At 60.9% G+C, this 14,593-nt stretch carries 11 protein-coding genes; 2 read left to right on the top strand and 9 right to left on the bottom strand.

The genetic code is table 11. The features are described 5' to 3' along the window. The first annotated feature begins 152 nt into the window (after nt 1-152). A complete protein-coding gene (locus tag AACP59_RS08940; protein WP_339350910.1) occupies nt 153-1,202 on the top strand; it encodes a glycosyltransferase family 2 protein in 1,050 nt (349 codons plus the stop codon). On the opposite strand, the gene AACP59_RS08935 is transcribed toward AACP59_RS08940, so the two are convergent. Together AACP59_RS08935 and AACP59_RS08930 are read right to left on the bottom strand one after the other, a co-directional pair. Next, nucleotides 1,166-2,524 (bottom strand): GHKL domain-containing protein, encoded by a 1,359-nt coding sequence (locus AACP59_RS08935; protein ID WP_339350908.1) that lies wholly within the window; start codon nt 2,522-2,524, stop codon nt 1,166-1,168. The two genes, AACP59_RS08940 and AACP59_RS08935, sit on opposite strands and share 37 nt — an antisense overlap. After that, nucleotides 2,521-3,237: a LytR/AlgR family response regulator transcription factor gene (locus tag AACP59_RS08930; RefSeq protein WP_297316934.1), complete on the bottom strand. Its 717-nt coding sequence runs from the start codon at nt 3,235-3,237 to the stop codon at nt 2,521-2,523. Before AACP59_RS08930 ends, AACP59_RS08935 begins: the two co-directional genes overlap by 4 nt. Nucleotides 3,238-3,437: 200 nt before the next feature. Between AACP59_RS08930 and AACP59_RS08925 the strand changes: the two genes are divergently transcribed. Beyond that, nucleotides 3,438-4,382 (top strand): DMT family transporter, encoded by a 945-nt coding sequence (locus tag AACP59_RS08925; protein WP_297316933.1) that lies wholly within the window; start codon nt 3,438-3,440, stop codon nt 4,380-4,382. Between the two features lie 131 nt (nt 4,383-4,513). Here AACP59_RS08925 and AACP59_RS08920 read toward each other — a convergent pair whose 3' ends face one another. The 7 genes from AACP59_RS08920 to dnaN all read right to left on the bottom strand — a co-directional run bounded on the left by AACP59_RS08920 (nt 4,514) and on the right by dnaN (nt 14,478). Further along, nucleotides 4,514-5,620, bottom strand: coding sequence for a VanZ family protein (locus tag AACP59_RS08920; protein ID WP_297316932.1), 1,107 nt, complete (start codon nt 5,618-5,620; stop codon nt 4,514-4,516). A gap of 87 nt (nt 5,621-5,707) precedes the next feature. Beyond that, nucleotides 5,708-6,307, bottom strand: coding sequence for a DUF3566 domain-containing protein (locus AACP59_RS08915; protein WP_297316931.1), 600 nt, complete (start codon nt 6,305-6,307; stop codon nt 5,708-5,710). Between the two features lie 125 nt (nt 6,308-6,432). Continuing rightward, entirely contained in the window at nt 6,433-9,096 is a 2,664-nt protein-coding gene (gene gyrA, locus AACP59_RS08910; protein WP_339350926.1) for a DNA gyrase subunit A, read from the bottom strand. 133 nt (nt 9,097-9,229) lie between these two features. After that, nucleotides 9,230-11,269, bottom strand: a complete 2,040-nt coding sequence (gene gyrB, locus AACP59_RS08905; RefSeq protein ID WP_370466010.1) for a DNA topoisomerase (ATP-hydrolyzing) subunit B — start codon at nt 11,267-11,269, stop codon at nt 9,230-9,232. Nucleotides 11,270-11,535: 266 nt separating this feature from the next. Continuing rightward, complete coding sequence (locus tag AACP59_RS08900; protein ID WP_297316929.1) at nt 11,536-12,033, bottom strand: DciA family protein; 498 nt, start codon at nt 12,031-12,033, stop codon at nt 11,536-11,538. Continuing rightward, nucleotides 12,030-13,250, bottom strand: a complete 1,221-nt coding sequence (gene recF, locus AACP59_RS08895; RefSeq protein ID WP_339350905.1) for a DNA replication/repair protein RecF — start codon at nt 13,248-13,250, stop codon at nt 12,030-12,032. Before recF ends, AACP59_RS08900 begins: the two co-directional genes overlap by 4 nt. Before the next feature lie 103 nt (nt 13,251-13,353). Then, nucleotides 13,354-14,478 (bottom strand): DNA polymerase III subunit beta, encoded by a 1,125-nt coding sequence (dnaN, locus tag AACP59_RS08890; RefSeq protein WP_339350904.1) that lies wholly within the window; start codon nt 14,476-14,478, stop codon nt 13,354-13,356. Between the last annotated feature and the right edge of the window lie 115 nt (nt 14,479-14,593).

Below are 14,593 nucleotides of genomic sequence, written 5' to 3'. Positions count from 1 at the left end.
AAAACCAGGCACTGGCCAGGGTCTTCTGCATATCCGTTTCTTCCACTAGGGTAGGGTGATCGAATGCAAGGACCGATTTCCCAGACAGAAGGATTACGAGTCCCATGGCCTGCTTAATTGAAAATCTCTGTACGTATGCGAAGTGATATGTCATGAAATCTTCTGCTCAAGACGGTGCGGACCAACCGATCATCACCTTCATCATCCCGGCATACAACATGGCCGATCACCTGGATACATGCCTGGACTCCTTGCTTTCGCGACATGACGACGACTTGGAAATCCTGGTGGTGGATGATGGTTCCACTGACGACACGGCCAGGGTCGTGGAGAGCTATCATGCCCACCATCCCCGGACCGTCCACCTGATTCGTCAGCAGAACAAGGGTCATGGCGGGGCCGTCAATACCGGTCTCTCCCAGGCGCATGGCCTGTACATCAAAGTGATCGATGCCGACGATTGGGTGGATGCCGATTCCCTCACCCTGGTGCTCACACAATTACGCAACCAGGTCCGGATCCAGGAACCGGTCGACATGATTGTGACCAATTATGTGTATGAGAAAGAAGGGCGACGCCACAAACGGGTCATCAACTTCCGGAGCGTCATGGCCTCGGATCGAATCCTTGACTGGGATCAGGTCGGACGGTTCGGCATGGCTCAATACATGATCATGCACGCCCTGATCTTCCGCACCCAGGTCCTGCGCAAGGCTGCAACCCACCTGCCTGAACATACCTATTATGTGGATTTCATATACTCTTACCAGCCCCTGCCATTCGTACACAGCCTGATTTACCTGGATACCGATTTTTACCGGTACCACACGGGGCGCCAGGGCCAATCCGTCCAGACCTCGGTCATGGTCTCACGGGTGGATCAGCTCCTTCGTGTCAATGGTCTCATGGTCCAGGCCACACCCGAACCGGGACAGGTACCTTACGGGTTGTACCAGTATATGATCCATTACCTGTCCATCAACTGCGTGATAACCTCGGTCTTCCTGATCCTGTCCAGGAATCCCACAAACTACGCGAACAAGAACGCCCTCTGGGAGGGCCTGAAACTTCATTCCTCTACAATATCGCGGGATGTACGTTCGACTTTGCTCTGCCGGCTGATCAACATACCCGGCAGAACTGGACGTATGGCCATCCGCCTGGGCTACAGGGTGGCCGAGGCGGCCGTTGGCTTCAACTGACCATCCTCGCGAGGCAGCAAAACACATAGACTGAACCAGTGACCCTCGGTCGTCAGGGTCATTTCACCCTGGTACCTGTGCGCGATGTGTCGTATGGACTTGACACCGAACCCATGCAAGCCGTTATCCGTCTTGGTGGTGACCAATTCCCCATCGTCCCGCCAATTCAGCGGTGAGGCATAGTAGTTCTCGATTCGCAGAACCGTGAACTGGTCCTTGGAGAAGAGGGCCACTCTGATCAGTCGCCTGTCCCGGTCGTTCACCTTCTTCAGGGCCTCGATGGCGTTATCCAGGGCGTTGCCGAACAGGGTCGAGATATCCATGGGAGACATCCCGGCAAGTAGTGAACCGTCTGCCACGACCGTCAGGGTGATTCCCTGATCGGCGCAGATGCGCTCCTTGGAAGAGAGGACTACATCCATGATGGGATTGCCGGTGTGCTGCTGGGATCCATAGCGTTGGACGGATGCCTCCAGCTCCTCGAAGTTCCTGGACTTGCACTCAGGATCGACTTCGGCCCTGAGTGCGGCGATCTGATGCTTCAGATCGTGCGCCAGGCGCCCCATGGCTTCAAGGTTCTCTTTCGATCGCATATACTCCCGATGCTGGCTGTAAGCCCGGGCGTCGATGGAGGCCAATTCCGCATTGGCCCGGTTCTCCCTGAGCTGTTCCTGCTGGGCGTAGAGCAGGGCGAATCCACACAGATCCACCAGGGTCCTGATATAGAAGACCTCCAAACCGACCCTGCCGGAGAAGGGAGTGTTGGTGGATACGAAACTCAGGTTGGACATGGCGAAGGTGACCACGGCGATGGCAGCGGCGATGAATACGCTTCGTCCGGGCGGCTGGATGGCATCACTGGTGAAGTTGCGCCGCTCCCCCAGCCATGCCAGGAAACCGCACCCGCCATATATCAGGATGAGCAGCACCACCGAGGCGGGGATGTTCATGGACTTGCCCGGCGGGCGCAGGAAGGAATCCAGCTGCCAGTGGAGGGAGGCGATGAGTTCGGCCAGGACGAAGGCCCTGGCCAGCAGGTAGGCCCCACTGAGCGGATCAGTGCCGGATCCCAGCATGATGATGGCATACATGCAGGCCACGGCCAGGCACATGCTGAAGACCCAGAAAGTGATGCGGAGGGACCCGGCCCAGTACTGGACCCCGATTAGGACCCCCAGCCCGATGACCAGGATGAGCACGGTGCGCCGAACGGGCACCCGTCGGTTGGTGGCCATCAGGTAGACCAGACAGCCCAGCCACTCGCTGATGGCCGTGTAGAGCCGGGGGATATCGGGCAGTGCGTTGAGGATATGGGTCGTCATGGCCTGCCACCCACGTAGTCGGTAAGGGCCGTCATGAAGGCCTTCTTCCGCGGCCTGCTGACCCGAAGCCGTTCCCCGGTCGACATGATGCAATCCTGGGATTCCATACCCACCACATGGGCCAGGTTGACCAGGTAGCAGGAGTTGGACCGGAAGAAATCATGGTCGGCCAGCTGTGCCTCGAGGCCCTTCAGGGTGGCCGTGACGGTCAACCTGTCCGAGAGGGTGTGCATGACGCTGCTGTGCCTGACCGACTCCACGAACACAATGTCGTTGAGGGGTACGCGTCTCGCTTTCGTCCCCTCATTGACCAGGATGGACCGTTCCACCCTGCCCCGCACCTGGGCTATCGATCGTTCGAGTTCCTGCGAGAAGGCGAACCAGGGGAGCGGCTTGAGCAGGTAGGAAAGTGCACCCACCTCATACCCGTTGATGGCGTACTGCGGTGCCGAGGTGATGAACACTATGACGACCGAATCGTCCCGCGCGCGCACGCAACGGGCGACTTCGACCCCGTCCATGGGCTTCATCTGTATGTCCAGCAGGATGATGTCGTAGATGGGGGAGTAGTTGTCGGCGAATTCCTTGCCCTTCTCAAAGACGGAGACAGTGAATCGCTCCTTCTTCTCCTGCTCATATCTCTGGAGGTAATCCACCATGCGCTGGCAGCTGATTGAATCGTCGTCCACTACAGCGATTCGAATCGTCTCCATGAGCCATCCTCATTCCCGAATGTTCGACTGCTCCCGGTACTGAATACGCCAGAATTCCATTCCCTTGTATTATCCCACATCAAGGCCTTGCGGGACATGGGTTCGGGTCTTGTGCACAAGGTCGGCGGCTTTGATCGTCGACATCGCGGGAGGCACTCGCTCCCGGGGCGGTGAGGGGAGGGACATATTAGAATTTATGTGTGCAAACCGTTGAATCCTCCTCCTGGAAACCGTCGACCTGGCTGGCCCGGATCATGCTGCTCTTCGCAGCGGCCGCCTGGGGGGCTGGGTATACCTTCGAGAAGGTGGTTCTGGAGACCCTTTCCCTGCGCTGGCTGATGGGGATCAGGCTCCTGTGTGCCCTGGTCGTCATGACGCCCTTCCTCCTGCCCCGTCTTCGACGGGTCAACCTGGTGAACATGCTGGTTCCCGGGTCGATTCTGGGCGTGACCTATTGGGCGGCCTTCAGTCTGCAGATGATGGGACTGACCATGATCGCCCCCGGACGCAACTCCTTCCTGACCGCCACCTACTGTGTTTTCGTGCCCTTCCTGGTCTGGATCATGACCAGGCGGAAGCCGGCCCTGCGCAGTTTCATCGCCGCCGCCGTCTGCATCGTCGGTGTGGCCCTGATATCGCTGCCGGTCCATGGGGAAGCGGGCGGAATGGGGGTTTCACTGAGCACCGGTGACCTGCTTACCTTGGGTGGTGCGCTCCTTTACGGAGTCAACCTGGTTGTGACCGGCTTCCTGACCAAGGAGTTCGACGCCCCCATACTGACCTATCTGGAGCTCTTCATCGCGGCCATCCTCTTCCTGGGATGTGCATTCATATTCGACCCCCTGCCGGGGCCCGCGAACTTCCCTCCCAAGACCCTCTGGTCCATGGTCTACCTGACCCTGGCCTCCACGCTCATCGCCCAGAACTTCCAGAACATCGCCTTCTCACAGGTACCGGCGGCACAGGGGTCGCTCATCCTGTGCTCGGAAAGCCTCTTCGGCATGCTGGTGTCTGTCCTGGTCATGCACGAGGAGCTGACGGGCAGCCACCTGGTCGGCTTTGCCGTCATCTTCGCAGCCATCCTGATTTCCGAGGTCCGGATTCGGAGGCATCCGCAACGATCCGGGCAATCCGGACGGCCCTGATGCCTGCACGGTTCCCCAGGGGCCATATGATCTTGCGACCGTATGCACCCAATCGGTCATTATCCTCCGCCCGGTGAATCCGGCCATTCAGAAACCTGCCTCTCCGACGGCGCCGCCCCCTTGTGCGGAACCTACTCCACCGTTCGGCTCACGGTTTGGGTCGACTCATGTGGCCAGTCCTCGCCCGGCAGCAAATCGTAGGGCATCTGCCGCTTGATGAGGTAGAAGATGACCAGGATCAGTGCCAGCAGGAGGGTGTATTGACGCATGGTCCCGGTCCAGGGACCGAATACGGCCAGGATGACCAGGGTGCGCAGCACATAGAAGACCAGCCGCGACCACCCATTGCGGACCTTGGTCTCCACGGTCATATGGGTAAAGGTGGCCCCCAGGGTCCTGCCCCTCCTGAACACGGGAATCACCAGCTCGAAGACCAGCAGCAGCATCAGATCCAGGATGATCACCATGGTGTTCAGGTGACCCGGGTCCACTGCCAGGGGACCCAGTCGGTAGCTCCCGTCCAGATGGTAGGTAGCCAGACGGTGCACGACATAGGTCAGCCCCAGCCCCAGGGACATGGAGATGATGTAGCAGAGCACCAGATCCACGGCAAGGGCCACGCAGCGGTGCAGGAAGCCCGGCCTGGTGACCAGTTCCGCCGCCTCGGTCCGTTTGGCGGGCAGGAGACGGTTGACCACCAGGGCCACCAGGTAACCGATCAAGGCACCGGAGGTGTTCCATATCAGGTCATCCACATCAAAGAGACGGTAGGCACACCCCACCAGGCCGAAGGCACCGGTGCCCTGTGCCGTTTCGATGAAGAGGGAGACCAGGAATCCGACGGGAAGGGCCACGCGCAGCTTCCACCTGCAGACCCTGCCCATGATGAAACCCAAAGGGAGGAAGAAGACCACGTTCAGCAGTATCTGGAAGAGGGCTGTGCGCCCACCGGTGCTCAGATCGGCCAGGAACCGCAGAGGGTCGAGCTGAGGACTCAGGTGGTGGGTGGCGCAGAAGGCCGCACGGTCATCGGGCATCGGCCAGAGTGTGAAGAAGACCAGGGCCAGGAGGTAGAGGATGACCAGGTAGGCCGACAGTGCCGAAACCAGCTGGAGACGATGATACCGGTTGTAGATCAGGGCAAGAATCGGCAGTGTCAGCAGGAGTGATGTAAAAGGCCAGAAGACCAGGGATATACCGAAGGACCCGCTGAAGTAACCCAAATATGTAGAAAGCACATCCCCCAGCTTATGGCAAGACCGCCATCGGCGGGTTCATTCGCGGGAATGAGACACCGACGGCGGTCGGCAGAGCAGGACGATATGTCAGTCGTCGCCCAGCGTCACATGAATACCCCCCACCAGGGAAGAGACCATGTTGTAGAGGAAGGCGAAGATCGTAACCAGGACCACGACCAGGACGATCTCGAAGATGGAGAAGATGGTGACCGAACTGAGAACCGTACTCAGGCTCAACACCTGGCCGAGGTCGAATCCGCCGGCATCCAGACCGGTTTTCGATATGACCTGGGTCAGGTTGTCGAAGAGTCCGATGGCGTTCAGGAGTAACCAGAGCAGGGTTGCCGCCACCACCTGGATGATGCCCCCGGCTATGGCCAGGAGGAAGGTGACCTTGGCCACCGACCAGGGCTCCAAACGGGTCAGGGAGAGCTGCATGCGCCGGGCCCTGGGAACCTGGGGCCTGGAGGGTGTCGCCGGAGCCGCAGGACGGGCCGGAGCCGCCGCGGAATCCGAAACTGCGGTACGGACAGGACGCACAGAAGCCGGTTGAGCAGACTCCTTGGCCATGTTGGAGGTCGCTTCCGTACTGCCACTCACCCTGGGATTGGCAGCTGACTTGTCGGGCTGGGCCCCACTCGCCCGAGACAGTTCAGCCCTGGCCTTCTTCTCATCGTTCTGGCTCATCGGCACTCCTTGATTGTTGCGGGCCCACCAGCCGGGACCTGGATATCTGTACTGAGACTACCAACCTTTGTAGACGTACCATACAACCGGATGGGCGGCTCCTCACCGCCCATCACAGTCGACGGTCACTGCCCGCCATCCTCGGATCCGCCGTCGGCAAAGGTGGATTCACCGGTGCCGGTGGTGGCGATGGGCTGGTCATGGGCGGCCAGGGGAGCGGCCGAGGCCACATCATCACCCTGCTCGGTGGAGGCGTCGGCACCATCCTGATCGTCCTGGTCCTTTTCGGCGTTCCGGGCAATGGAGAGAATCTCATCACCCTTGTCGGGCTTGGCCAGGGTGACCCCCTGGGTGTTGCGCCCCGTCCGCTTGACCTCGGAGACATCGGAGCGGATGACCTTGCCGGACTTCATGATGGCCATGATCTGGTCATCCTCATCCACCACCAGGGCACCCACCAGGGATCCGCGACCCTCGACCATGGCGATGGCCTTGACCCCGTATCCGTTGCGTCCCTGTAGGCGGTACTCGCTCAGGGCCGTGCGCTTGGCGAAGCCCTCGTCGGTGACCACCAGAAGATCCTCGTCGGATTCCTCGGTGACCACGTCCATGCTGAGCAGCTCGTCGCCTTCGCGGAACTTCATCCCCTGGACGCCGGTGGTCTGCCTGCCCATGGGGCGCAGGGTCTCGTCATCGGCGGGGAACTTGACGCTCATGCCCTTGCGGGAGACCAGGATGATGTCATCCTTCGCATTGCAGAGTGCGGCACCAACCAGTTCATCGGTCAGCACACCGTCCTGGTCTTCCCCGTCGTCCCCGGTCGTCCCGAGTTCCATCAGACGGACGGCGATCAGGCCACCCTGACGGGGAGAGTCGTACTCGGCCAGATGGGTCTTTTTGACCTTGCCTGTCCGGGTTGCCAGGACCAGGTATTCGGCATCATCATACCCATGCAGGGAGAGGACCTGTTCGATCTTCTCACCCGGTCTCAGCTGAAGAAGGTTGGCCACATGCTGGCCCTTGGAATCGCGGGACCCCTCCGGGAGCTCATAGGCCTTGATCCGGTAGACCCTGCCCATGTTGGTGAAGAAGAGAAGCCAGCTGTGGGTGCTGGTCAGGAAGAAGTGGTCCACCACGTCATCCTCGCGCAGCTTGGTACCGCGGATACCCTTGCCGCCGCGGTGCTGTGCCCGGTACTCGTCGGCCTTGGTCCGCTTGACGAAACCGGAGTGGGTGACCGTAACCACGACGTTCTCGTCGGCGATCAGATCCTCGACGTTCATCTCGCCCGAATAAGGGACGATCCGGGTGCGGCGCTCATCGCCGTACTTGTCGACGATCTCGTCCAGCTCGTCGCCCACGATGGAACGCTGACGGTCCGGATGGGCCAGAATGTCGTTGTAATCCTTGATTCTGCGCATGAGTTCCTCATGCTCGTCCAGGATCTTCTGGCGTTCCAGGGCAGCCAGACGGCGCAGCTGCATGGCCAGGATGGCATCGGCCTGGACCTCGTCCACATCCAGGAGGTCCATCAACCCGGTCCGGGCCGTTTCGACATCCTTGGAGGAACGAATCAGGGCGATGACCTCGTCTATCATATCCAGGGCCTTCAGATACCCCTGGAGGATGTGGTCGCGTTCCTCGGCCTCACGCTTGAGGTAGCGGGTACGACGTTCCACCACATCCAGCTGGTGGGCCACCCAATGCCGGATGAAGGCATCCAGGCTCAGGGTGCGCGGAACCCCATCGACCAGGGCCAGCATATTGGCACCGAAGGTCTGCTGAAGCTGGGTGTGCTTGTAGAGGTTGTTCAGAACCACCTTGGGCACGGCATCCCGCTTGAGGACCAGGACCAGACGCTGGCCGGTACGGCCGGAGGTCTCATCACGCATGTCGGCGATGCCCTGGATCTTGCCATCGCGCACGGCCTCACGGATGGAGGATGCCAGCCGGTCGGGGTTGACCTGGTAGGGGAGCTCGGTGACCACCAGGCACATGCGGCCCTTGATCTCCTCGGTGTTGACCACGGCCCGCATGGTGATCAGGCCACGACCCGTCCGGTAGGCCTGCTCGATGCCCCTGTGCCCCAGGATGGTGGCGCCGGTGGGGAAGTCGGGCCCCTTGATGATGCCGATCAGAGCGTTGAGGAGCTCCTCCTTCGAGGCGTCGGGGTGGTTCAGGGCCCAGTGGACACCCTGGGCCACCTCGCGCAGGTTGTGCGGTGGAATGTTGGTGGCCATACCCACTGCGATGCCGGCCGAACCGTTGACCAGGAGGTTGGGGAAGCGGGAGGGCAGGACAGTGGGTTCCTGGGTCTTCCCGTCATAATTGGGGATGAAATCGACGGTGTCCTTGTCGATGTCGCGGACCATCTCCATGGCCAGGGGGGCCATACGGCACTCGGTGTACCTCATGGCGGCTGCGGGGTCGTCACCGGGGGAGCCGAAGTTGCCCTGCCCATCGATCAGGGGGTAACGCATGGACCAGGACTGGGCCAGACGCACAATCGTGTCGTAGATGGCCGCATCACCGTGGGGGTGGTACTTGCCCATCACGTCACCCACGACGCGGGAGCACTTGTTGTACCCCCTGTCGGGCCGGTAGCCGCCGTCGTACATGGCGTAGATGACCCTCCTGTGGACGGGCTTCATGCCATCACGGACGTCAGGGAGCGCGCGCTCCACAATCACGGAGAGGGCGTAGGAGAGGTAGGACTCCCTCATCTCCTGCTGGAGGTCAATGGGCTGGATCCGCTCACCCTGGAGGAGGCCGTAATCGGTGTTGTCCATCTCCTGGGGGCTGAGCGGCTCACGCGACCCATCGGGCAGGTTGATGCCATCCTGGTCCGCGGTATTGTCGTTGTTCTTATCGTCTGCCAAAATCGATCCTTAACTCAAATGGTGAACAGAGGAGGCATCCTGCTCAGGCGTCGATGAACCGTGCGTCATGGGCGTTGCGCTGGATGAAGAGACGGCGGGGTTCGACCTCGTCGCCCATGAGCATGGTGAAGGTCTCATCGGCCTGCTCGGCGTCCTCGATGTGGATCTTCTTGAGGATGCGGTGTTCCGGGTCCATGGTGGTCTCCCAGAGTTCCTGGTAGCTCATCTCACCCAGACCCTTGTACCGCTGGATGCCTTCGCCCTTGGGCAGCTGACGGCCGGAGGCCTTGCCCTCGGCCAGGACCCTGTCGCGCTCGGCATCCGTGTACACGAAGCTGTGGGGGCCCTTGGTCCACTTGAGCCTGTAGAGCGGGGGCATGGCCACGTAGACGTAGCCGGCCTCGATCATGGGCCGCATGTAGCGGAAGAAGAGGGTCAGGTTCAGGGTGGCGATGTGGGCGCCGTCAACATCGGCGTCGGCCATGATGATGACCTTGTGGTAGCGCACCTTGTTGATGTCGAAGTCCTCGCCGTAACCGCCGCCGACGGCCGTGATCAGGGATTCGATCGTATCGGATTTCATCATGCGGTCCAGGCTGGCCCGTTCCGTGTTGAGGATCTTTCCCCTCAGGGGGAGGATGGCCTGGGTCATGGGATTACGCCCCTGGATGGCCGAACCACCTGCGGAATCGCCCTCCACGATGAAGAGCTCGCACTTCTCGGGGTTGCTGGACTGGCAGTCCTTGAGCTTGTCGGGCATGCCGGCCGTCTCGAAGATGGACTTGCGCCGGGTGTTCTCACGGGCCTTCTTGGCGGCGATGCGGGCATGCGAGGCCTCGATGGCCTTCTGGATGATGTTCCTGGCCTCGGAGGGATGAGCGTCGAACCAGTCGGTCAGACGCTCGGTCATGACCCGCTGCACGAAGGTCTTGGCCTCCGAGTTGCCCAGCTTGGTCTTGGTCTGGCCCTCGAACTGGGGGTTGGTCAGCTTGACCGAGATGACGGCCGTCAGGCCCTCGCGTACATCATCACCGGAGAGGTTGTCGTCCTTCTCCTTGAGGATGTTCTTCTCGCGGGCATACCGGTTAACCATGGTGGTCAGGGCCGCACGGAAGCCCTCCTCGTGGGTGCCGCCCTCGGTGGTCGAGATCGTGTTGGCGAAGGTGTGGACCGACTCGGAGTAGGAAGTGGTCCACTGCATGGCGATCTCGGCCGAAATACCCAGGTTCAGGTCCTCGGCCTCGAAGTCGATCACGTCCTCCTCCACCGGGGTGGCCTTGCGGACCTTGACCAGGTAGTCGACGTAATCCTTGATGCCGTTGGCGTACTGGTAGCTGACGGTCTGACCCTTCTCAGCAGTGGCATCGTCCTCGCCCGCCACCTCGTCGCCGGCTCCCTCGTTGGGGCGCAGGTCGGTCAGGGTGATGCGCAGGCCCTTGTTGAGGAAGGCCATCTGCTGGAAACGACTGCGCAAAGTCTCAAAGTCGTACTCGGTGGTCTCGAAGATCTCCGGATCGGCCCAGAAGGTGACCGAGGTGCCGGTATGCTCGTCCGGCCCCATGGCCTCGTCCTTGGAAAGGGGGGCGGTGGGGGTCTGGTCGCGGAAGCTCTGGTGCCAGTGATACCCCTGGCGGCGCACCTGTACGTCGATGCGGGTGGAGAGGGCGTTGACCACGGAGATGCCCACGCCGTGCAGACCACCGGAGACCGCATACCCACCGCCACCGAACTTGCCGCCCGCGTGGAGCTTGGTCATGACCACCTCGACGCCGCTCTTGCCCTCACCGGGAACATCATCCACGGGGATGCCGCGGCCGTTGTCATCCACACGGATGCCATTGTCGGGCAGGATGGTCACTTCAATATGGTCCGCATACCCGGCCAGGGCTTCATCAACCGAGTTGTCAACGATCTCGTAGACCAGATGGTGCAGGCCGCGCGGACCTGTGGAACCGATGTACATGCCGGGACGGATGCGCACGGCCTCCAGCCCCTCCAAGACCTTCAGATCACTGGCGTCATAGTGCTCGGGGGACAGGGAATCATCCAGCTGGGCATCGTCCAGCCGCTCCTGGGACTCCAGCCCCTCCTCCCGTTCAGGTGAATCTTCAGACGGATCAGTATTGAGATCTGCCACGGTATTCCTTTCTGCACCTTCGCACCACCCCGATAATCGGATTCTCACACGGCCGCACGAAGGACTTTGCCATAGTCATTACGTTCCAAATCGTCCATAAAGGGGCCTTGGAAGCGTTTGACCGTCTGTCCTATAGATTACCAGCGTTATGGGACTTTAGGCTCTCAGAAAGCGCAGGACGCAGCTTGCCTGATTCGGATCCACCATGGAGATCATCCATAGGTGTCGCGCACACCCCGTCCGGGGGGATCGAAACGGCCTCGTCTGAAGGAGTAATTATGGGGACCGGTCACCTTGACCTCGGTCACCGGCATCTGCAGGCGCTTGGCAATGGCCTCCTGGAGCTGGGGAACAAGGTAGGTCAGCTGGGTGGCCCAGACCGTGGTCTGCGCCTGGACTATCAGGACACCATCCCTGTAGGACACCACCCGTGAATGGGCTGCTATGCCCGGCCCCACCACCGTATCCCAACGGTTCTGCAGGCTGGCCACCTTCATGTGGGGCACCCATCCGCTGCCGGCGGCCATGGAGGAGATCACCCCACCCAGACGGTTGGGGTCCCTGCCCGGTTTGCCGAAGTCGAACCAGGCCAGGCGTGATTTCTCCCGCAGTTCCTCCTGCTTGGCCGCCTGCCGGGTATATTCCTCGAACACCTTGGCGGGCAGGAGACGTTGGTCCAGATGCAGACTTTCGACGATGGGCCTCCTCATGTCCGGTCACCGTCCTGACCGGACCGGGCACGGGTCAGATCGGCCAGTGCCCTGCTGATTTCCTCGTCCTGATCCCGCTCGAAGGCATCGGCCTTCAGCGATTCCACATCCACCAGGCGGGCCTCATCCAGCGAGGGAATGTCACCGTCGGCCGCCACGGTGATCAGAACCTGGTCCTGGTCACCCGCAAAAGCGAGGATCTGGCTCCTGCGGCCCTCATCAAGCTGGGCGAAAACATCATCAAGCACCACAATCGGCCTGACCTGCTTGGTCTGGACAATCACCTCGAATAGAGCGAGCCTCAGGGCCAGGGCCAGGGTCCACATCTCCCCGTTGGAGGCGAATTCACGGGCCTGCATTCCGTTCAGTCCGAAGACCAGGTCATCGCGTTGGGGGCCTATCAGGTTGGTGCCACGAGCCACCTCACCCGGGTAGATGCGTTGGAAGTGCTGGCTGATGGCCTCTTCAACCGCACTTTCGGATCCATCCTGGTCCCTGATCTCATCCAGAGAGGGGACATAGTCCAGGTTGGCCTCCTGCCCAGGCCCGGCCAAATCGGAATACAGGGTCTCGAAAGGACCTGCAAGCGCAGCCACCAGGCTCATCCGTCGCCTGGTCAGGTCCAGACCTGCCTGGATGAACTGGCCGGTCCATATCTCCAACCCCGACAGGACCGCATTGCGCTGGTCGGTCCCCCGATCACCTTGTTTGAGCAACTGCTTGAGCAGGGCGGAGCGTTGCTGGGCGATGTGGGCGAAGTTCTGGCGGCTCCTGAAATAGTCCGGGTCCAGCAGGGCTCCGGCCTCGTCCAGGAAGGACCTGCGCACCAAGGGCTCACCTGAAACCATGCGTTGATCATCGGGTGAGAAGGTCACACAGGGCACCTTCCCCACCATATCGCGCATATAGAGGGAGGGGCCGCCGTTGATTCGGCCCCGCTTGGCACCCTTGGCGGTGATGGTCAGCTCGTAGTCGGTCGGATCCTCACCACCCTGGATCCGTGCCCTGACCGTGGCCTTGGACCGCCCTCGTTCCACCAGGGGCAGCGAGGAGGATACACGGTGACTGGTCCCGGTCGACAGGACCTCGATGGCCTCGACCAGGTTGGTCTTGCCCAGTCCGTTCCTGCCCTTGATGATGGTTACGCCCGGTTCCAGATCCAGAAGACAGGTGTCCCAGGAACGGTAGTGGTCCAGGACCAGGCGGGATATGTACACGGGTCGCTTTCCTCGAATAGGGAGGCCACCTATCCCCCTCCGACTCCGGATGCCGTGAAGGCGGGGCCGTCGACGAACAGGTGATGGGTGGCCTGACGGTGAATCAGTTGTTGAACCGCATGGGAACCAGGAGGTAGCGGTAGTCCATGGACTCTTCGGAATCCTTCTCCTGCTGACCGTTGAACTCCACAGCCTTGACGGCCGAGGTCATCTTGACCCGGATGAAAGGTTCGGTGATGGCACTGAGGCCATCGATCAGGTAGCTGGGGTTGAAAGCCACGGTGATCTCCTCACCGTCCAGGTCGATCGGGAGGATTTCATGGGCCTGGGCCTCGTCGGCGGTCCCTGCGCTCAGGGTCAGCTCCTGGCTGGAGAAGAGCATTCGAATCGGGGCATTGCGCTCGGTGACCAGGGCCACACGCTTGATGGCGTCGATCAGCTCCTGGCGGGAGACGACCGCCTGGATGGGGTACTCATCGGCAAAGAGACGGTCCACGGCGGGGAACTCCCCGTCGATCAGCTGGGAGGTCGATACCTTGCCGGCGTTCTCGACGCCCATGATGGTGGGATTGTCCTGCTCGTAATCCATGACCACGTTCTGGTGCTCGTCCAGGGAGCGAGCGATGTCGCGCAGGAGGGAACCACGAATCAGCATGGAGGTGGAGAAGTCGGCGTCCCTGGGGGTCCAGGTGAAGCTGGAACGGGAAAGACGGAAACGGTCCGTTGCGGTCATGACCACCTTGTCGCCTTCGATTTCGGTCTTGACGCTGGTCAGAACCGGTCGGCTTTCCTCGCGGGAGACGGCGACGATGGCCTGGGAGATCGACTGGACGAAGGTCCCGGCATCGACTTGGCCCATGGCTTCAGGAACCGCGGGAAGGTCAGGGTATTCCGTATCGGGCATCAGTTGCAGGGAGAAGGTCGATTTCCCCGAGGTGATGGTCATCTTTGAGCCCTCGGTGGAAAGGTAGGTCTTCTCCGAGGGGAGCGACTTGGTGATGTCAGCCAGGAGCTTGCCCAGCACCAGTGCGGTGCCGGGTTCGTCGACACCGGCTTCGATGTGGTTACGGGCCGAGACCTCGTAGTCGAAGGCCGACAGCTTCAAGGTTCCGTCGGATGCTTCGAGCTTGATGCCGGCCAGAATAGGTGATGCCGGGCGTGATGGGATGATGCGGGTTGTCCAGGCGATGGCGTCTGACAGCGCGGCTGAGTTGACTTCAACTTTCATAGGGCCTTCTTGTCGATGAATGATCTGGGTTCATTCTATCGAATCGTGGTGCTTCCGGTATGGGATGTTCTCCGGAACTGATTGAGATGATGGTGAACTGGATAAATATTCATGG

The sequence above is a fragment of the Bifidobacterium indicum genome (genome assembly GCF_036987015.1).
In the GTDB taxonomy this organism is placed as follows: Bacteria; Actinomycetota; Actinomycetes; order Actinomycetales; family Bifidobacteriaceae; genus Bombiscardovia; species Bombiscardovia indica.
This window is presented reverse-complemented; position numbering and strand designations above follow the sequence as displayed.

What these genes read in the sequence shown, in the direction of transcription:
- dnaN (WP_339350904.1), bottom strand. Translation starts at nt 14,478, where the DNA reads ATGAAAGTTGAAGTCAACTCAGCCGCGCTGTCAGACGCCATCGCCTGG.
- AACP59_RS08900 (WP_297316929.1), bottom strand. Translation starts at nt 12,033, where the DNA reads ATGAGGAGGCCCATCGTCGAAAGTCTGCATCTGGACCAACGTCTCCTG.
- AACP59_RS08940 (WP_339350910.1), top strand. Translation starts at nt 153, where the DNA reads ATGAAATCTTCTGCTCAAGACGGTGCGGACCAACCGATCATCACCTTC.
- gyrA (WP_339350926.1), bottom strand. Translation starts at nt 9,096, where the DNA reads ATGGACAACACCGATTACGGCCTCCTCCAGGGTGAGCGGATCCAGCCC.
- AACP59_RS08930 (WP_297316934.1), bottom strand. Translation starts at nt 3,237, where the DNA reads ATGGAGACGATTCGAATCGCTGTAGTGGACGACGATTCAATCAGCTGC.
- AACP59_RS08915 (WP_297316931.1), bottom strand. Translation starts at nt 6,307, where the DNA reads ATGAGCCAGAACGATGAGAAGAAGGCCAGGGCTGAACTGTCTCGGGCG.
- AACP59_RS08935 (WP_339350908.1), bottom strand. Translation starts at nt 2,524, where the DNA reads ATGACGACCCATATCCTCAACGCACTGCCCGATATCCCCCGGCTCTAC.